Source organism: Acidocella aromatica (genome assembly GCF_014201825.1).
Taxonomy (GTDB): domain Bacteria; phylum Pseudomonadota; class Alphaproteobacteria; order Acetobacterales; family Acetobacteraceae; genus Acidocella; species Acidocella aromatica.
This window is the reverse complement of the sequence record NZ_JACHFJ010000009.1, coordinates 51657-70135: the sequence shown is the minus strand read 5'-3', so window position 1 is coordinate 70135 and position 18479 is coordinate 51657. Positions and strand designations below refer to the sequence as shown.

18 protein-coding genes are annotated in these 18479 nt (G+C 64.7%); 3 read left to right on the top strand and 15 right to left on the bottom strand.

The features are described 5' to 3' along the window. Window position 1: 1 nt before the first annotated feature. Genes HNP71_RS10090 through HNP71_RS10075 form a run of 4 tightly spaced genes read right to left on the bottom strand, consistent with a single transcriptional unit; the run spans window position 2 to window position 2208 of the window. Window positions 2-415 carry a GNAT family N-acetyltransferase gene (locus HNP71_RS10090; protein WP_183266792.1) on the bottom strand — a complete coding sequence of 138 codons (414 nt, stop codon included), beginning with the start codon at window positions 413-415 and terminating at the stop codon, window positions 2-4. Further along, window positions 412-1053, bottom strand: coding sequence for a tRNA (adenosine(37)-N6)-threonylcarbamoyltransferase complex dimerization subunit type 1 TsaB (locus HNP71_RS10085; protein WP_183266791.1), 642 nt, complete (start codon window positions 1051-1053; stop codon window positions 412-414). Before HNP71_RS10085 ends, HNP71_RS10090 begins: the two co-directional genes overlap by 4 nt. After that, window positions 1050-1634 carry a malonic semialdehyde reductase gene (locus HNP71_RS10080; RefSeq protein WP_183266790.1) on the bottom strand — a complete coding sequence of 195 codons (585 nt, stop codon included), beginning with the start codon at window positions 1632-1634 and terminating at the stop codon, window positions 1050-1052. The genes HNP71_RS10085 and HNP71_RS10080 overlap by 4 nt, the downstream gene beginning before the upstream one ends. 19 nt (window positions 1635-1653) lie before the next feature. Next, entirely contained in the window at window positions 1654-2208 is a 555-nt protein-coding gene (locus HNP71_RS10075) for a NifU family protein (protein WP_183266789.1), read from the bottom strand. A gap of 129 nt (window positions 2209-2337) precedes the next feature. On the opposite strand from HNP71_RS10075, the gene HNP71_RS10070 reads away from it, so the two are divergent. Then, complete coding sequence (locus tag HNP71_RS10070; protein WP_183266788.1) at window positions 2338-3117, top strand: DODA-type extradiol aromatic ring-opening family dioxygenase; 780 nt, start codon at window positions 2338-2340, stop codon at window positions 3115-3117. Here HNP71_RS10070 and xylB read toward each other — a convergent pair. Next, complete coding sequence (gene xylB, locus HNP71_RS10065) at window positions 3110-4600, bottom strand: xylulokinase (RefSeq protein ID WP_183266787.1); 1491 nt, start codon at window positions 4598-4600, stop codon at window positions 3110-3112. The genes HNP71_RS10070 and xylB overlap by 8 nt on opposite strands. Before the next feature lie 20 nt (window positions 4601-4620). On the opposite strand from xylB, the gene HNP71_RS10060 reads away from it, so the two are divergent. After that, window positions 4621-5661, top strand: a complete 1041-nt coding sequence (locus tag HNP71_RS10060) for an isopenicillin N synthase family dioxygenase (protein WP_183266786.1) — start codon at window positions 4621-4623, stop codon at window positions 5659-5661. Window positions 5662-5668: 7 nt separating this feature from the next. Here HNP71_RS10060 and msrB read toward each other — a convergent pair whose 3' ends face one another. Both msrB and HNP71_RS10050 read right to left on the bottom strand, forming a co-directional pair. Continuing rightward, window positions 5669-6118, bottom strand: a complete 450-nt coding sequence (gene msrB, locus HNP71_RS10055; protein ID WP_183266785.1) for a peptide-methionine (R)-S-oxide reductase MsrB — start codon at window positions 6116-6118, stop codon at window positions 5669-5671. Next, the gene (locus tag HNP71_RS10050) at window positions 6115-8097 is read right to left on the bottom strand and encodes a thioredoxin domain-containing protein (protein WP_183266784.1); all 1983 of its coding nucleotides are present in this window, start codon (window positions 8095-8097) and stop codon (window positions 6115-6117) included. The genes msrB and HNP71_RS10050 overlap by 4 nt, the downstream gene beginning before the upstream one ends. A 57-nt stretch (window positions 8098-8154) precedes the next feature. Here HNP71_RS10050 and HNP71_RS10045 point away from each other — a divergent pair, with 57 nt between their 5' ends. Beyond that, window positions 8155-8490 carry a (2Fe-2S) ferredoxin domain-containing protein gene (locus HNP71_RS10045; protein WP_183266783.1) on the top strand — a complete coding sequence of 112 codons (336 nt, stop codon included), beginning with the start codon at window positions 8155-8157 and terminating at the stop codon, window positions 8488-8490. Between the two features lie 44 nt (window positions 8491-8534). Here the strand turns inward: HNP71_RS10045 and HNP71_RS10040 are convergent, their stop codons facing one another. The 8 genes from HNP71_RS10040 to HNP71_RS10005 all read right to left on the bottom strand — a co-directional run bounded on the left by HNP71_RS10040 (window position 8535) and on the right by HNP71_RS10005 (window position 18474). Then, window positions 8535-9953, bottom strand: coding sequence for an APC family permease (locus tag HNP71_RS10040; RefSeq protein ID WP_183266782.1), 1419 nt, complete (start codon window positions 9951-9953; stop codon window positions 8535-8537). 174 nt (window positions 9954-10127) lie between these two features. Further along, the gene (locus HNP71_RS10035; protein ID WP_183266781.1) at window positions 10128-10592 is read right to left on the bottom strand and encodes a hypothetical protein; all 465 of its coding nucleotides are present in this window, start codon (window positions 10590-10592) and stop codon (window positions 10128-10130) included. After that, entirely contained in the window at window positions 10589-10894 is a 306-nt protein-coding gene (gene flgM, locus HNP71_RS10030; protein ID WP_183266780.1) for a flagellar biosynthesis anti-sigma factor FlgM, read from the bottom strand. The genes HNP71_RS10035 and flgM overlap by 4 nt, the downstream gene beginning before the upstream one ends. Then, window positions 10891-11265 carry a flagellar protein FliS gene (locus HNP71_RS10025; RefSeq protein WP_183266779.1) on the bottom strand — a complete coding sequence of 125 codons (375 nt, stop codon included), beginning with the start codon at window positions 11263-11265 and terminating at the stop codon, window positions 10891-10893. Before HNP71_RS10025 ends, flgM begins: the two co-directional genes overlap by 4 nt. 14 nt (window positions 11266-11279) lie before the next feature. Further along, entirely contained in the window at window positions 11280-12674 is a 1395-nt protein-coding gene (gene fliD / locus HNP71_RS10020; protein ID WP_183266778.1) for a flagellar filament capping protein FliD, read from the bottom strand. A 65-nt stretch (window positions 12675-12739) separates the two neighbouring features. Continuing rightward, window positions 12740-14236, bottom strand: a complete 1497-nt coding sequence (locus HNP71_RS10015) for a flagellin N-terminal helical domain-containing protein (RefSeq protein WP_183266777.1) — start codon at window positions 14234-14236, stop codon at window positions 12740-12742. A gap of 108 nt (window positions 14237-14344) precedes the next feature. Beyond that, window positions 14345-15037, bottom strand: coding sequence for a flagellar basal body P-ring formation chaperone FlgA (flgA, locus tag HNP71_RS10010; RefSeq protein ID WP_246344171.1), 693 nt, complete (start codon window positions 15035-15037; stop codon window positions 14345-14347). Continuing rightward, a complete protein-coding gene (locus tag HNP71_RS10005; RefSeq protein WP_183266776.1) occupies window positions 15034-18474 on the bottom strand; it encodes a sulfotransferase in 3441 nt (1146 codons plus the stop codon). The genes flgA and HNP71_RS10005 overlap by 4 nt, the downstream gene beginning before the upstream one ends. Window positions 18475-18479 lie beyond the last annotated feature (5 nt).

The window sequence follows — 18479 nt, the reverse complement described above, 5'->3', positions numbered from 1 at the left end:
TCTAGGCCAAAACCAGATGCAATGTCAGGGCGTCGTCGCCATCGGGGTAATAGCCCTTGCGGCGGCCCACTTGGGTGAAGCCGAGCTTGGCGTAGAGCGCCTGGGCCGGGGTGTTGGTGGCGGCGACTTCCAGATGCATCACCTTCACCGCATAGGCGGTAGCAAGATCCAGCCCTTCGCGCATCAGGTCCCGCCCGATGCCCTGGCGCGGCGTTGTCACGCCGATGGTGATGATCTCGGCTTCGTCCAGCACAATGCGCAGGAGCAGGAAGCCGCCGCGCTCGTCGATGAGGCCGATGATGCCCGGCATGCCGAGCAGCGAGACGAAGCTGGCCTCGTCCCATGGGTCCCGGGGGAAAGCCCGCGCGTGCATCGCGGCCAGAAGCGCCGCGTGAGGCAGTCCGGCGCGGATCATACCGGGGCCGGACGCAACCCGGCGGCGGGGAGTTTGGCTTCCGGCGGGTCCACGTAAAGCGGCTGGGCGGGAGCAGGTGCAAGCCCGGCGGCACGCTGGACCATCGCGGCCTTGGCCACCCAGACCGGGTCGATGGATTTGGCGTTGGTCAGCAGCACATCCGCCCCGCGCGCGGCAAGGCGGGAGGCGGCATCATTCGCCGCGTCACCGGCCAGGGCAATCAGGGTTCGGGGGAGCGGCAGGTCCTCGTCGGCGAAGGCCTCCGCCACGCCGTCGCGCAGCAGGAAGACGCGGCCACGGCGGGCGCGCACCGCCACCCAGAGTGGATGATGCAGTTGCGGGAACGGGACGTGATAGGCCGGAGCCACGCCAATGCCCCAGAGCGGCAGCCCGGCGGCGGCGGCATAGCCCTGGGCAAGGGCTATAGAGGTGCGCAGCCCGGTAAAGCTGCCCGGCCCGGTGGTGACGGCGACATGGGTGATGCCGCCACCCCGCACCGCCTCGGCCAGCAGCACCGGCAGGGTTTCAATCAGCCCTGGACGCAGTGGCGCGAATATCTTGTGCCGCGTGGCGCCATCCTCGCCGACCACGGCAAGCCCGGCATGGCCGCCGGACGCATCGATCGCCAGCCAGCTCACGCGAACTGCGCCGCCTCGTCGAAGCCTAGCCGGGGCAGGCGCGGGGGTAGTTCAACATCCTTGGGACGGCCGAGATTGAGCAGAAAATTGGACTTCCAGCTATTCTGGAAGAAGAAGGCCCGGTCCAGCTTGGCGCGGTCGAAGCCGGACATCGGGCCGCAGGCGAAGCCCAGCGCCCGCGCCGCCTGCATGAAATACGCGCCTTGCAGCGTGGAATTGCGGAAGGCGGTTTCCTCGGCGAGGTCCGGGTTGGCGGAGAACCAGCCTTTCACGTCGGACGCCGGGTAAAGCTGCGGGAGCTTGAGATAGAAATGCGGATCGTAGGCGATGACCACCGTGACCGGCGCGGCCAGCACCTTCTCGATATTGCCCAGGCTCAGCGAGGCTTTCAGCCGCTCCTTGGCCTCCGGACCGCGCACGAAGAGAAACCGGGCTGGCGAGGAATTGGCCGAGGTCGGCCCCAACTTCGCCAGCTCGTAGATGGCCCTCAGATCGTCATCGGTGACGGGTTCGTCGGCGAACTCCCACTGTGTCCGCGCGTTGCGGAACAACACGTCGAGCGCCGCGTCATCCAATGCCATCTGGTCTCTCTCCTGAAGCTCAGGCCGCCTGTGTAACCGAGACCACCTCGGGAATATAGTGCTTCAGCATGTTCTCGATGCCGTGCTTGAGCGTGGCGGTGGAGGATGGGCAACCCGCGCAGGAGCCCTGCATCTTCAGGCTGACCACGCCATCGCGGAAGCCGCGGAAGATGATGTCCCCGCCATCGCCGGCCACCGCGGGGCGAATGCGCGTGTCCAGCAGCTCCTTGATCTGCGCCACGATTTCGGCATCGGCCGGGTCCACGTCCTCGGCGTCCAGCGTCACGTTCTCGCGCAGGATGGGGCGGTTGCTGACCAGATGGTCCATGAGCAGCCCCAGCACCTGGGGCTTGAGCGCTTGCCAGTCGGTGTCCGGGGTCTTGGTCACGGTCACGAAATCCGCGCCCAGGAACACGCGGGCCACGCCGGGCAGGCCGAACAGCGCCTCGGCCAGAGGCGAGATCAGCGCCGCGTCGGCATCGGCGAAGTCGGCGGTCTTGTCGCCCAGAATGTCCCGCCCCGGCAGGAATTTCAGCGTCGCCGGGTTCGGCGTGCCCTCGGTCTCGATAAACATGGTGGCTCCCCACAAAAGCGGACAAAAACAGTCCTGATAACCCACCTAAATTGGCTGTTTTTCGCGGTATGACAAGGGGGCCAGGGGAAGCCGCTTGCGGGGTAAGGGCTGCTCGGGCAAGCTTCGGGCATGCTGCCAACCTTGTTCCTGAGCCACGGCTCGCCAATGACCGCCGCGGAAGACACCCCGGCGCATCGTTTCCTCCGCGCGCTGGGCGGCCTTGTTCCCCGGCCGAAGGCCATTCTCATCGCCTCCGCGCATTGGGAAACCGCCCTGCCGACCGTGAACACACCGGCGCGGAACACGACGATCCATGATTTCTACGGCTTTCCCCGACCGCTTTACGAGCTGCGCTACGACGCACCAGCCTCCCCCTGGCTGGCGGAGCGCACGGCGGCTCTGCTGCGGGCGGCGGGGCTGGGGTGCGAGACGGATGCCTCGCGCGGGTTGGACCATGGCGCCTGGGTGCCGCTGCTGCTGGCTTATCCTGAGATGGATATCCCCGTGGTGCAGCTTTCCATCCAGACCCAGCTTGGCGCGGGCTATCATCTGGCGCTCGGCGCGGCGCTGGCCCCGCTGCGCGAGGAAGGCGTGCTGATCATCGGCAGCGGCAGCTATACGCATGATCTGCGCCGGTTCCGCGGCGCGCGGGTGTTCGATGCGCCGGAAACCAAAGACGTGACGGAATTCTCCGACTGGATGCACCAGAAGATCATGGCCGGGGATCTGGCGGCGCTGGCGAATTACCGCAAGCTCGCCCCTTACGCCCAGGATGAGCACCCCACGGACGAGCACCTGCTGCCGCTGCATGTGGCGATCGGCGCGGCGGGACCGGCCCCGAAAGCCGAGCTGCTGCACCGCTCGGTGGAGTTCGGCTTCCTGCGGATGGACTCCTACATCTTCAACTGAACAGCGCGTGCAGGCGGTGGTTGAGCCCAGCCAGCGCCGCCTGCGCGTCCTTATAAATACCAAAAAGCTGGGTGTAGAATTCATGCGCCTCGGCATCGGGCGTTGTGGTGTCCAACAAGCGCACGCAGCGGGCCACGGCGTCTTCCGGGCTGGCGAACACTCCCGCCCCCACGCCAGCCACCAGCGCTGAGCCGTAAGACGCATCCGCCGACTCGGTACGCTCCACGGTGAGGCCGGTGGCGTCGGCGATGATCTGCCGCCAGCAGGCGCTGCGCGCCCCGCCGCCCATCAGCCGGATGCGCCCGAAGGACAGCCCCAGCCCCTGCGCGGCCTGGAGCAGGTCGCGGATGGAGAAGGCGAGACCTTCATACAAAGCGCGGGCGAACTCCGGCTTACCGTGGGAGATGGTGAGGCCGATGAAATCGGCGCGCAGCAGCGGATCCCAGTAAGGCGCGCGCTCGCCTTGCAGATAGGGGTGGAAAAGCAGCCCACGGGCGCCGCGCGGGGCGGTTTCGGCCAGGGCGTCCATGCCCTCGAACCCGTCCTCGGTGAACATCAAATCCCGCAGCCAGCGATGCGCAGAGGCGCAGGAATTGGTGCCCGTGGCGGTGTAATACATGCCCGGCATGATGTGCGGGTAGCAGGAGATGGGCGGATTCACGCTCGGCCCCTGGGTGGCGAGGTACAGCACCCCCGCCGTGGCCAGCTTCACGCCGCCGATACCCGGCGTGGTGGCGCCGACGCCGAAGAATTCCACCGTGGTGTCGTTGGAGCCGCAGACCACCGGCGTACCCGCCGCCAGCCCGGTGCGGGCGGCGGCTTCGGGTGTCACCGTGCCAACCACAGCCTCGGCGGGTTTGACCGGGGGGAGCAGGGCTTCGTCCAGCCCGATCAGGGCGCAGAGCTCGGGGGACCAGCTCTTGGTGGCATTGTCGGCCATCAGCGCGCCGATGGCGTCGGAGAAATCCGTCTCCCACGTGCCGGTGAGGCGCGAGCGCAGGTAATCCTTGGCCAGATAGAGGCGCTTGGTTTTGGCCATCACCTCCGGCTCGTGGTCCTTCAGCCAGGCAAGCATGGCGAGCGTCCAGGTCGGGTTCACCCGGTTGAGCGAGGTGGCGATGATCCGCTCGCCCGCGCGCTCATGCAGGGCGGCGGCCTCGGCGGCGGCGCGCTGGTCGTTCCACATGATGGCCGGGCGGAGGACATTGTCTTCAGCATCGGTGAGTACCGGGATATGCGCGCCCGCCGAAACGCCAATGCCCGCGATGGCGCTGGCGGGGATCCTGGCCGCCTCGATGGCTCGGGGCACGGCGGCGCAAAGGGCGGCAAACCACTCGGCCGGGTCCTGCTCAGACCAGCCGAATTGCCGCACCGAGGTTGTGACCGGATGGCTCGCCTCACCCAAAATATGCCCGGCATCGTCGATGATCGTGGCTTTGAGGCTGCCGGCCCCGAGATCTATGCCGAGAAGGTATTTTGCCAATGTTTTTGCCCTGGAATCCAATGCTGGGCGAGACTAGCATCCGCGCCATGCCGGACACCATACAGCTCGCCCCTTCGCTGCGCACCGCGCAAATGCCGCTGACGCAGATCCCGATTATCGACGTCTCGCCCCTGCGCGGCGCGCCGGGCAAGGCGGAGATGGTGGAGCAGATCAGCCGCGCCTGCCGGGAGATCGGCTTCTTCTACGCCGTGAACCATGGCGTGAAGGAGGAAATGATCGCGCGGGTTTATGCCGAGGCGAAGCGCTTCTTCGCCCTGCCCGAGGCCGAGAAGGAGAAGGTGGCGATCGAGCATTCCTCCTGCCATCGGGGCTGGTTCCGCATGGGAGGCGAGAATCTCGCCCCCGCCAAGCAGGCACAGGGCGATTTGAAGGAAGGCTACAAGGTCGGGCGGGATTTGCCTCTGGACCATCCGCGCGTGCTGGCGGGCGTGCCGCTGCACGGGCCGAACCAGTGGCCCGATTTCCTCCCCGGCTGGCGGGAGGTGATGCAGGGCTATTACGATGAGATGGTGGAGCTGGGGCGAAAGATGATCGGCGCGTTCGCTCTGGCGCTGGGGTTGGATGAGGATTTCTTCGCCCCCTGGCTCGGCATCACCATGACGACGCTCGGCCCCCTGCACTACCCGCCGCAGAAAGGGCGAGTGACCGAGGCGCAGCTCGGCGCGGGCGCACACACCGATTACGGCTGCCTGACCCTGCTGCACCAGGATATGTCGGGCGGGTTGCAGGTAAGGCGGAGGGACGGCGTGTGGATTGATGCGCCGCCCGTGCCGGGAAGCTTTGTGGTGAATATCGGGGACATGATGGAGCGCTGGACCAATGGCGTGTTCCAGTCCAACCAGCACCGGGTGATCAACCTCTCGGGCAGGGAGCGGTATTCCCTTCCATTTTTCTTCGACCCGGATTTCTACGCGCCGGTGGAGTGCCTGCCAACCTGCCTGCGCCCCGGCGAGACGCCGAAATACAAGCCGACCACCGCCGGGCAGCATCTGCTGGACATGATCAACGCCTCATTCTGCTACCACCGGGAAAAAGCCTGAAACGGCTTCAGGCGGGAGTGAAGGTCAACGCCACGCCGTTCATGCAATAGCGCAGCCCGGTTGGCGGTGGACCGTCCGGAAATACATGGCCGAGATGGCCGCCACAGCGGCGGCAATGCACCTCGGTGCGTATCATGCCGAAGGAGTGGTCATCGGCGGTGAGCACGGCGTTTGGCAGCGGGGCGTAAAAGCTTGGCCAGCCAGTGCCGGAGTCGAATTTCGCCTTGCTGGAAAACAGGGGCAGCGCACAGCCAGCGCAGGCGAAGATGCCGTTGCGATGTTCGTTCAGCAGCGGGGAAGAGAATGCCGCCTCGGTACCCTGCCGCCGCAGCACGGAATACTGTGCCGGGGTGAGGATATGCCGCCACTCGGCATCGGTATGCGAGACCTCGTATGCGGCGGCGGACCGGGAGATCAGGGCGAGAGCGCTGGCGGCGAGCAGGTCCCGGCGGGTCATGGCGCGGGATCTCCGCCACGGCGGAGCGCGGCACGCACCGCGTCGGGCGTTGCCACGGGCAGGGAACACACGCCGCCGCGGCAGATGAAGGCGGCTGGCTGGTTGGTTGTTTGGCCGTAAGCCGGATGGCCGGGGGGCAGGCCGGCCGCGGCGTGCAGTACAACCACGGCCGGGTCGGGCGCCGCGAGCGCGGCCCGGGCCAAATCCGCCGCATTGCCGGTGATGACGACGCAAGCCGCGTTTTCCAGCAAATCCGCCGCCGCCAGCAGCACCGGAGATCCGGTCAGGCGGTCGGTACCGCCCGCGAAGGCGGCGAGCAGCGCCTCGGCCTTGGCGCGATGCTCGGCCTCGCCGGTAAGGGCGTGCAGCAGGGCGTAGTTTTCGGCCATCACGCCAATACCTGAAGGGGCCGGGCCATCCTGCACATTGCGCAAGCGGGGGGCAAAGTTCTGCGCCGCATCGGCGGACATGAAGAACGCCCCCGCGCCATCGCCAAACTTACGCTCGGTGACGGTCAGCAAACGCAGTGCCGTGGCGAGGTAGTCGGGTTTGGCCGTGGCTTGGTACAGCGCCAGGGCGGCGCGGAGCATGGTGGCCTGATCCTCCAGAAGACCCGGCGCGGAGATTTTGCCGTGGCGGTAGGCGTGGGCGATACTGCCCTCGGGCTCCGCGAGATCGGCGAGGATGGTGGCGAACACTTCCTCGGCCAGGATCAGCCAGCTTGGCTCGGCGAAGACCGCGCTGGCGCGGACCAGGGCCGTGATGGTGAGGGCGTTCCAATCGGCGAGGATCTTGTCGTCCCGGCCTGGACGGATGCGGGTATCGCGCCGGGCGAGCAGCTTGGACCGCAGCGGGGCGAGACGGTCCTCCTCGCCGAAGGGCGTGCGGCGTTCGAGGATGATTTTACCCTCCCAATTGCCGCCCTCGGGTGCCGGGTAGTGATTAAAAAAATAAACGGATTCAGGGCCCAAGAGTTCAATCAGCTCGGCACGGGTCCAGACGTAGAACTTGCCTTCCTCGCCCTCGGAATCCGCATCCTCGGCGGCGGCGAAGGCGCCTTCAGCCCTCATGTCCCGCGTCAGCCAGCCCACCGTCTCCCGCGCGCGGGCGGCGTAAAGGGGGTTGGGCACACGGGCATAAGCCAGGGCCAGCAAGTCTAGGATCAGGGCGTTGTCGTAGAGCATCTTCTCGAAATGCGGGATCAGCCAGGCATCGTCGGTGGCGTAGCGGGCATAGCCGCCGCCGAGATGATCGTAGATGCCGCCCTGGGAGATGCGCTCCAGCAGCAGCTCCACCGCCTGGGCCGCGCGGGCATCGCCAGTGCGGAAGCTCTCCTGCCAGAGGAAACGGAAGATGGGAATGTTGGGGAATTTCGGCGCATGGCCGATGCCGCCGAGCTGCCAGTCCATGGCGCGCAGAAAGGCGCTGCGGACCGTGTCCAGCGTCGCCGGGCCTGGCGGGTCGCCGGGCTTTGGCGCGGATTGCGCCACCAAGGCGCGTTGCAGGGCGGAGACTGAGCGGCCGATGCGCTCACGGTCGGTCGCCCAGGCATTGGCCAGAGCGGTGAGAATCTGGCGGAAGCTCGGCCGGCCGAAGCGCGGGGTGGGCGGGAAATAGGTGCCGCCCCAGAAGGGCTCGCCCTGCGGGGTAAGCACCATGGTCAGCGGCCAGCCGCCTTGCTCGCCCATGGCGTGCAGGGCGGACATGAAGATCTGGTCGAGATCCGGGCGCTCCTCGCGGTCCAGTTTGATGTTGATGAAATGGCTGTTCATCAGCGCCGCTGTTTCCGGGTTCTCGAAGCTCTCATGCGCCATCACATGGCACCAATGGCAGGCGGCGTAGCCGATGGAGAGCAAGATCGGGCGGTTGAGCTGGGCGGCCAAAGCCAGCGTCTCGGGCGACCAAAGCTGCCAATGCACAGGGTTGTCCTTGTGCTGCAGCAAATAGGGCGAGGAGGCCTCGTCCAGCATGTTCCGCATTTTGCCTGCTCCCCAGTTTGCAGCTTAGATAGGCACAAACGGCAAGGAGCAACAGACTTGGGCACGAGGCACGACGACGATCCGGCGCTTTATTTTTCCACCCATGTGTTTGTGTGCGGAAACCGGCGGCCTGAGGGGCATCAGCGCGGATGCTGCGCCAGCAAGGGCAGCGAGAAGATCCGCGACTACATGAAGGCGCGGGTGAAGGAACTGGGCATCGAGGGCGTGCGGGTGAATCAGGCCGGGTGCCTGGACCGCTGCGAGCTTGGCCCCTGCGCCGTGCTGTACCCCGAGGGGGTGTGGTACAAGCTGGATTCGTTTGAGGCCGTGGATGAAGTGCTGGAAAAGCACATCCAGGCCGGAGGGCGGGTGAAGGAGCTGATGCTCCCCTGAAACGACCAAGGGCGGCACCGGAGTGCCGCCCTTGCTGTTTTGGCTTAGTACTCTTCGTCGGCCACGTAGGAGCCGATGCGGTGCACCAGATCCGGGTTACGCTTGGCCAGGATGATGCCGTAAACCAGCGAGAACACGAACAGACCAATGGCCAGCTTAGGATACAGGCTGAACGGATAGGGCTGACCGGGCTCAACCAGGCCCCAGAGCGGGAACAGCATCAGGCCTGTACCAACCAGCGGCACGATGAAATGGCGCACAGCGCTGAAATCCTCACGGTGGTAGCGGTACATGTAGATAGGCAGCGCGAGGTTGGTGAGGAGGTACGTCACCACGACCGGGATGGTGCCCAGGGTGCCCGTGTCACCGAACAAGGTCACCGGGTCGATGTCGTAGATGTAGCCGAACACCAGGACGATCGCGAGCGCGGCCAGGATGTAAACCCACATCGCGGCATGCGGCGTCTTGTGCTGCGGATGGATCTTGCCAAAGAACGGCGGCAGCAGGCCCTCGCGCGAGGAGCTGAACAGGATGCGCGCTTGCGCATTCGTCAGACCGATGAGCGAGGAGAAAATGCTGGTGACACCGGCAAGATAGGCGATGAGCAGCAGGCCCGCGGCGGAAACCTTGAACGCGTCGACAAACGGGATGGAGGACGAGGTGATCGCCTGCAGATTGTTGTGGAACGCGGTTTCCGTGGCGAAGGCCAGGAACATGTAGAGAATACCGATAGAGAGAGTGCCAATCACAAGCGCGCGGGGAACGTTGCGGCGCGGGTTGGTGGTTTCCTCAGCCAGCATCGCAGAGTTTTCCCAGCCGATGAAGAGGTAGATGGCCAGCGGGAAGCCAAGGCCGATGCCCTTCCAGCCGCCGGTGACGCTGGAAAGCATCAGCGGGGCCATGGAGATATCATGCCGATTAACCACGAGCATGATCACGGCGCCGATGAGCAGCAGACCCAACTCGAAATAGAAGAAAATCGCCGCCCAGGTGGTGGACAGGCTGATGCCGCGTGACACCAGAACGCCAACGATGACGGTGACGGCGACGCTCAGCACCTGCCAGGGGATATTGATGCCCAGGAAAATCTGCAGCGTGCTCGCGGCCCAACCACCGGAAATGACCACCACGGAGGCAGCGGCGATGCAGTAGCCGGTGACAACGAAGAGCGAGGCGGCAGCACCGGCCGACGGCCCGAAACCCATGCCAATGAAGGTCACGAAGGAACCCGTGCTGGGGCGGTACTTGGAAAATTCCGCCAGGGTGTTCGTGAGGAAGAGCACAACCACCATCGCCGTGAGAATGGTGAGCGGCGCACCGACGCCAGCACCCGAGGCGATGAGACCAAAACCAAAGAAGAAGCTCATGGCCGGCGCAATGTTGGCCAGCGTGGCGGCGACGATCTGAGAGAGGCCGAGGCTATCCCTCTGGAGGCGTTCTCCGCTCCGGGTGATTGCAGTCATGTTTTAACCCTTCAGGTTTTATACTTTTTTGTCCGGCGACATGATGCTGATGAATATTATCAACAGCCGAGATGCTGTCCATAAGACAAACAAGCAGCATAATGCAATGCCCTCGTCTGTTCAGGAGGGATTTTGCCTGCCCTGAAATGGTTTTGTGCGGCGCAGCAGAGCTTTTCAGGCTTCCGCGATCAGCCTGCCGCCCTCCTGCATGCCAAGTGCCTGGAGGGATTGAAGCGCGGCACTCAACCCCCTGTTGAATTGCTGCGCCCGCTTATTGGCGCTGAACGACCGCTTGGCGAACCGGGCCAGTGCGCCGCGCAGCGCCTCGGCCAGCCCGGCGGCATCCTCTTCCTGGATCCTCCGCAGCTGTTCCGCCGCTGTCATCAAGTTGGAGGCACCGAGCCTGCTCACGGTTTCGGCGATCTCCGCAAAGGTGGGAGAAGCATCCTTGAGCGCCCACTCCACTGCGGCGGCGGCATCCGAGATTTCATTTGGCCTGCCAGTGAGCATCAAATCGTCAAGGTTATGAAGCTTGCGGCCAAGGTTCTCGGCCAGTTCCAGGCCATGGGCCAGCATGTCAGAAATCGGCTGCGCTTCCAGCTTAATATCCAGGGAACGGAATTGGCCGGTGATGCTCATTTGCCCGTCGCCTTCAGTACTGTGGCCATCGCCTGCGCCAAATCCTCCGGCGCCACATTATAACTGCCCGAGGCAAGCGCATTGCGAATGCGGGCAACTGTCGTCTGGTCCACCCCGTTCGACTGCTGTGCGGCGGAGAGCAGCTTGGTGGTGGTCTGTGCGGCGTCGCTCAATGTCACGGCCTCGGTTTGTGGCGCGGTCTCAGCCGCGGCATTCGGCTTGGTGCTCGTGGGCGCGGTTGAAGAGTCATTCATGACAGCCGATGAAGATACCGTCGGCAGGGAGGGGATGGTGTTGGTCATGCCACTAACGCACCTTCAGACACTTTAGCCATGTCGCGATCCAGAATCGCTAGCGCCGCTTCGAAATCGTCGAGCGCCGGTTTGCTGTTCTCCGTATTGGCCCGGAGCAGCGTAAAACGCAAGGCGGAGTAGATGGTCATGAGCGCCGGACCGAGCTTGCTGCCATCGCTGGTATCGAGAATCCCGCTCATCAGGGTCAGCAGCTCGTCCGCACGGGCAAGCATTATGGCCTTGGTGGCCATATCCTCGGCCTCAATGGCGGCTTTAGCCCTACGGCCGTACAAACGAAGCCCGCGCCATCCGTGATGCAGCCAATTCACATCCGCCTTACCGTCGAAGATCGATGCCCGGTATTCGTTGATCATATCCATAACGTCGTTTCCGGTTAGCTACTTGAAGAGGATGAGTTGTTGAAGATGCTCAGGTAGGACTGGGTAATCGACGCCGAGCTGGCCTTGGTTTCAGCCGTTGTATAAAGCGCTTCCATGCGCTTCAACGCTGCCGAACCTTGCTTGGTGAACTGCGTGATCTGGCTGTCGATCGAGGTAATGATGCCGTTAAGAGACGTTGTCTGCGCCGAGATAAAGCCAGTTGTCTTTTCCGTGCCCCCGGAGCTTGCCGCCGAACTGGCGGAGCCGCCAATCGCACCAACGGAAACTGTATGGAGCTTTTGATAGAGGTTGCCGACCAGCTTTTCGACGGCGGTCGGGTTCTTGGCATATTCGCTGGCAAAACTGGTTGAATTGAAGCTGATCACACCAGAGCTGCTAATGGACAAGCCAGCGGCTCCCGCACTCACACCGCTGGCGACGAGGCTGCTGACCGATGTCATCAGCTCGCTCTTTAGCTCCGTGGCTGAGAAATTCCCCAGCAGCACACCAGCCTGAGCGGACCCACCGGCTGAGCTGGCCGGAACATATTTTGTTTGCGCGGCAATTGCCGAAATGGCGGCATTAAGACTTGTGGCCACGCCTTGCACGGAAGTGGACAGATTAGCCGGGGAAGAGCTGACCGAGAGCGATGTTGTGCCAGAACCGGCAAGAGTGATCGTGACGCCGGAGATGGTACTGGCAAGGGTATTGGAGGCACTGACGATCGGCACGCCATTGAGTGTGAAAGAGGCATCCTTTGCCGTTTGCGCCAAGATTTCTCCGCTATTGGCCGTGCTGGAACTTGGGTTGAAATCGAACTGGGACAGAGCGCCGGTACCTGACACCGTGAACGCCGCGGAACTTCCGGTCCCGCTGCTTTCCAGCACCAGGCGGGCGCCGGCTGATGTACCGATGACACTGGCCTGAACACCGCCGGCCTCCTTATTAATGGCCGCCGCGACATCGTTCAGCGTCAGGCTACCGGAGCCGATGGAGACAGTCTCGCTTTTGCCGCCTCCCAGCGTGAATACAAGAGAACCCTTGCCGCCCGAGAGCGTAGAATTGCCAGAGCCAAGCAGAGAGGAATAGATTTCCTGCGGTTTCGCCAACTGGACATTAGTAAGATTATATGTTCCCGACGATGCCGAATTACTGGCAGTGATGGTGGCCACGGACTTGTCCGAGCTGTTGGTGCTTTTGTTGTTGATGGTGCTCAGGTCTTTGATGTTCGACAGCGATTGCGACAGCGTCGAGATCGCGCCGCTGATACTGCCCCAGGCGGAAATCTGGGCCTTTTCGGTCGTAACCTGGGACTGCAACGGAGTGATCGGCGCCTGCAGCTTGGTCGCATAGGTGCTGATCTCGGAAGAAATAGCCGATGAACTGAGCGAGCTAACCGAGGACGTCATGGATCACCTATTGCAAAGACGGAATGGGAAGGCCGGAGCTTGATGCTCCGGCCTCATGGTTGAATTTACGGCAGCAGCGAGGTGTACGACTGCTGCAGCTGGGTGGAAGCCTTGAGCGCCGCAACACCAGCCTGCGCCTGGATCTGCGACTGGGTCAGCTGAGTGCTGACAGCCGGGATGTTGGCATCCTGCACCACGCCCAGGGCGGTGGTGAGATTCTGGCTGGTGGTGTTCATGTTGTTAATGTTGGCGGTAAGGCTCTGCTGCACGGCACCCAGCGTGCCGCCCTGGTTGTTCAGCGTGGCCAGCGCGTACTTCACGACATTGATCGCGGCATTGGCGCCGCTGGTGCTGGACACGTTGATATCGCCCAGATCTGCGAGGCTCGAAGTGCCCTTCACACCAATGGCCGAACCACTGGTGACCGAGAACGCACCAGAGGACTGCAGCTGCAGCTGGCCCTGGATAACCGCGGAAGCAGCGCCAGTCTTGATCACCGCACCCGTGGCGGTGCCGGTGGAATCCACCGCCGTCAGCGAGCCGGAGCTGGCGCCAGTGATGTTGATGTTCTCGCCAGCGGACTGAGTCAGCACGAGGTTGCCGTTCTTGTCGAGCGAGGCGGCGATACCGCTGGTCGAGGACTGGCTGTTGATCTCGGACACCACACCCGCCGCCGAGGAGGCAACGATGTTCTGCTTGCCGCCGATCGTGGTGGCGCCGCTGCTCGCGGCCTGGATGCTGAACTTATACTGGCCGCTGCCGCCTGCTTTCAGCTGGAAGGTGGCCTGGGTATGAGCCTGAGCCTGCACACCAGCCTGGCTGGACAGGTTGTTGATCGCCGAAGCCAAAGACGCGGCGGATTCACCAGCCTTGGAGGTCACCGCCTCGGTCTGGCCATTGGCGCCGGTGATGGTGGCGGTACCCGCCGTAAAAGCCCCCAGCGTGGAAGCCGGCGCCCCCAGCGTGATGGCGGCGCTGCCCGTCTTACCATTCGTGGCCGTGCCATTGGTGCCCTTGTAATTGGCACCGGCCGAGGAATGCCACATGCCGATGGCGCTGGCATTGGTGTTGGAAATAGAGAGGCTCATCGTCTGCCCCTCATTGGCGCCAACCTGGAACTGCACACCCTGGAAAGAGCCGTCGAGCAGGCTGATATTGTTGAACTGCGTCTGCTTGGCGATGGTGGAGACTTGGCTGGTCAGCTGGCTGGCCAGGGTCTGCAGGGACTGCGATTCAGCGGCGGTCTGCGTGCCGTTGGCGGCCTGCACGGAAATGGAGTTGAGCTGCTGCACAACGCTGACCTGCTGGGTGATGGCGCCCTGCGCCGTCTGTAGCAGGGAGACGCCCTGGTTGGCGTTGGACACAGCCTGCGTCAGGCCGTTCAGCTGGGAGGTGAAGCCCTGCGCGGTGATGTAGCCGGCCGGGTTGTTAGACGGAGAGTTGATGGACAGGCCGCTGGAAAGCTGGCTTTCCAGGTTGTTGTTGGTCGTGGTGGTGTTCGAGATGGAGTTGAGCGCGGACAGTGCACCGGTATTGGTCATAATGGAACCTACGGCCGACATGGTGATCTCCTTGGGTTGGGGTTGCCGTACCCCTTAATTCGCGTCCGCCGCGCTAAGTTTTCCTGTTTTTGCAACTTTAAATTTTAGACCACGAAAAATCATGTCACCTTACTGCAGCTGCACCACCGGCCCATGTGCCGTAACCTCAGCGGAGAAGCGCCGCCCGGAGGAGGGGTTGGTAAGCAGAACCGTATCGCCAATGCGCCCGGCTTGCTGCGCCACGGCGTTGACGGACAGCAGCACGCCGCCGCTGATAACCTGCACCGTCACGGTCTGCCCGGCCTTGATGACGAGCGGAGCCTGTACCGAATCCTGGGTGATGACCATGCCCGCGGCCAGAGACATCATCACACTGGCGCCCACGAGTTGGGCCGGGTCCGCGTAGATCTGCCGCCCGGCGAAGAGTTGCACCGGCTCGCGCCGCATGACGAGGTCTCCGGCGGCCAGGGTTTGCCCCGCCACCACCGGATGCGCCGTCACCACCACAGCCTCGCTCTGCGCCACGGTGACGGAGACATAGAGCGTCCAGCCCGGCGCGGGACAATGCACCGCCGCCTGCTCATAGGGGGCCACACCGCTGATGTTCACGCCAAGCGGAGCGGTGCAGGCCTGCATGTATTTCGCCCCGTTCACCGGCCCCAAGCTGATCGTGGCGTCGGGCGGCGTTACCATTTGCGCCGCCTGACGCACCGCGGCGCTTACCGCATCCGGGTCCTGCCCGGCCCAGGCCCAACCCGGCAAAGCCAAACCGGGCCAGGCGGCTAGCACGCAAACCATGGCGCGGCGCGCCGGGCGGCTCATTCCGCCGCACTCCGCAGCTCAGGGAGGCCCGCGCTGAAATCCACCCAGGGGGGCAGAGCATCCTCGCTCGCGGGAAGAGCCAAAGCCGCTTGGCGGGCCTTGCGGCCATGCTCCAGAGTAGCCGTCAGGTCGGCAATGGCGCCACTCAACGCCTCCTTCCACGCCGACAGACGGTTCTTCAGCCGCGCCGCCCCGAGGCTGGGCGGAATGTCGAAGCGCTCGTCCGCCAGAACATGGCATCCCGCCGCCGCCGCCAGCAGTACGGGATAATGGTCGGCATAAGCCTCCGTATTGGCCGGGCGGACCATGATCTGCGGTCCCAGCTCGACCATGGCATTCGCCCAGGCGGCTTCGGTTTCCGGCGGTGTCAGGCGTGCCATGGCACCGGCATAGGTTTCGCCAGGGCGCTCGACCACGATCCAGGATGCGTTCTCTAGCGTGGAAGAAATCAGCTCCTGGAACCATTGCGGGGTGTTGCCCTCATCCACCCACAGCACGCGCGGCTTGGTGTTCAGGCCCGTGGCGGGTTGCAGGCCGGACCAAACATGGCGCGACAAGGCCGGACGCCACAATTCCACGGTTTGACCGGGGCGGCCCAGGCTGCGCAACTGCGCCACCAGCGCCGGAGAGGTGGCATAAACACCAGCGGCTTCGGCCAGAACCGGCCTTGCCGCTTCCAGATCCGCGGGCATGGCGGTGTAGAGCGCGGTATAGGCTTGGCTATGAATGGCCGCCGGCACGGCCGGGTTCACCCGCACCCAGGCGGCTGGGGCACGACGGCCAAGCTCGGCGGCATTGGGCCGCTCGGGCGCCCAATCGGCCGAGCACATGCCATCCCGCCGCAGCGTCCGCGCCGTATTCAGCACCGCGGCACCCGGCCCTGGCTCGCCGGTCACCAGCAGGTCCAGCGGATCGGCGGGGGTGGCGGGCACCAGACCGGCACGGGCTTCATCGGCCAGCAGATCGCCATGCAGAGAGAGCGCCGGATGGTGATACGGGTCGGCCCAGGGCAGCGCCCGCGCCACCTCCGAGCCCTGGCGGAATTGCGATGCCGCATCCACATGCACCGTGCCGGTGGGCATGACGAAGGAGACATCAGGCGTCCATACCAGCCGCGCCCCCTGAGCGCGGAGCTGTGCGCCAAGATCGATCCACAGCGCATCGCCGTTCAGGGCCGGAAACTCACAAGCAGCCAGAGCGGCGGTGCGAACCAGCAGGCCGGGCGGAGCGAGCGCGCTCGCCTCCTGGTCCACCAACAGCCAACCGCCAGGGCCCAGATCTTCCGCCATATGCCCGGTACCGAGCCGCGTATCGGCGCCGATGACGATGGGGCCCTGCACCATGGCGAAGGCTTTATTTCCCCCCTCCAGCGGCATCAGCGAGCGCGCCGCCACCAGCGCCACGCCGGGGTCGGCCAGACGCATGCGCAACGCCGACAACCAATGCGGCATTGCCGTCTCTGCCCGCACATCCAGCACCGCCACATGGGGCGTGGTCACCAGGGCCAGAGCTTGGCGCAGCGCCTCGGCCTGGGTGAGGCCGGGCACGGGCGGCACCGCCAGCACCTTGCCCTCCAGCGCCTCGGTCTGGCGGGATACCTCGGTGAGGTAGGTTTGCAGCCCGGTACTCAGCGCCGCTCCGGCTAGGATCACCGGGCCGGTGAGCGGCTGGCCGCTGAGCAGCGTTGTGAGCCAGCGGTCGAGCGCCGGGATCTCTCCATCATCACACAGCATGATGATGCTGGTGCCAGGGTCGGCCACCATGCGCATGTGATGGAACAGCCCCATATGCTGGCGGTTCTGCACCTCGGCAGGCAGCCCGGCGCGCTGCAGATGCTCCTGCACCGCCGCGGCCGCGCGGGCGCAGAACACATCGGCGCGGATATCGTCGCGCCGGCTCTGCGGACTGCGGGTGAACAGGGCTTCCGGCACGCGCTCCACCTTGGCGCCGGCCTCGGCGATGCGGAGCTGGAAGTCGAACTCCTCCGCCCCGGCACGCGCCGGGTCGAACCCGCCCAGGCGCTGCACCGTACGGGCGCCGTACCACACCCAATCGCCCAGATAAGCGGCCTGACGCAGGCGCGTGATGTCCCAGCTGGGCTTGTGCCGTACCCAATGGCCGTTCTCGCGGGGCACGATCTCATCGCAATACAGCATCTCCGCCCCCGTGGCGGCGGCGTGCAGGGCGAAGCGCAGGCAGGCATCGGGGGAGATTGTATCACCCGCATTGAGCACGGCGACGTAATCGGCCGCCGCCTCGTTCAACGCGGCGCAGATGGCGCGGGTCATCGCCTCCGGCTCCTGGGCCACGGCGGTCACACTGCGGCCCTCAAGCTCCAGCGTCTCGGCGGCTAGAATGACGATGCTGGCAGGCTTTTCCCATTGTTCGTCCAGCGCCGCCAGCGTGTCGTTCACCGCATGGGCGCGGCCGCTTGGCGCGGCGATAACCACGGCCAGACGCGGCAATGTACCAGCCGCCTCCTTCAAGCTTTGGAGGCGGATCCGCGCGCCATCATCGCTGCGTTCGGGCGGACGGAGCGCGGTAACGCTCCCACCAGCCTTGGCCTGCCCGACCACCTGGGTGAAGGAGCCGCCCATGGCGGGGAAGGCCCGCCCACGGCTGGCGCCGATCTCGGTGAGGAAACCAACCAGATCCGCCGCCTTTTCGGCAAAACCGTCCCAGATTTCGGGCAAGAAATCCCGCGCCAAGATCGCCTCCCAGGTGCGGGAGACCAGGTCGTCCAGCGGGCGGCACAGCCCTTCTCGCGGCAGCGGCTCGCTGCGGTTGAGCTGGGTGGTGAGGTAGCCTGCGGCATCCTTCAGCCCGCGCTCGGCGATGGGCAGGTCCAGCTCCTCGACGATCCGGCGCAGCTGCGCCTCGGGTTCGCCCAGCAAATCCTGGTAGGTGGTCCAACTGCGCGGCAGATGCCGCGCCAATCGCTCGCCGGAGGTGGCGTAGGTCATCCACAACAGCAAGGCGTGAGCGCGGCTCAGCCCGTTCTTGCGCTGTTGGCTGGCGGCGGCTGTCCATGGGTCGCGGAAGATATGCACCACATGCGGCTTGTGCCCGGCTTGGCGGGCGGCACGCTCATAGGCTGGCAAGGTACGGCACAAATGCGGGTGCTTCAGGCCCCAGAGCTTATCCGCCTGGGTAAAGCGGCGGCGGATGATTTCCTCCAGCCGTGACCAATAGGCGCTGAGATCGGCGCGCTCCGTCCAGCCCGGGGGCAGGCCGCGCACATCCGTCCAATCCACGCCCAGGCGCGCGAACAAATCCACGTCGTACTGGATCAGTTCTGGAATCTCGTAGAAGCCTAGCGGGTTATGCTCATTTGGGTCGGCATCGTTATAAAATTTTACACCCGCGCGGGTCAGGGCGCCGGAAAGCGCCGAAGTGCCGCTGCGGTAATAACCGACGATGAAAATCGTATCCGACATTGCGG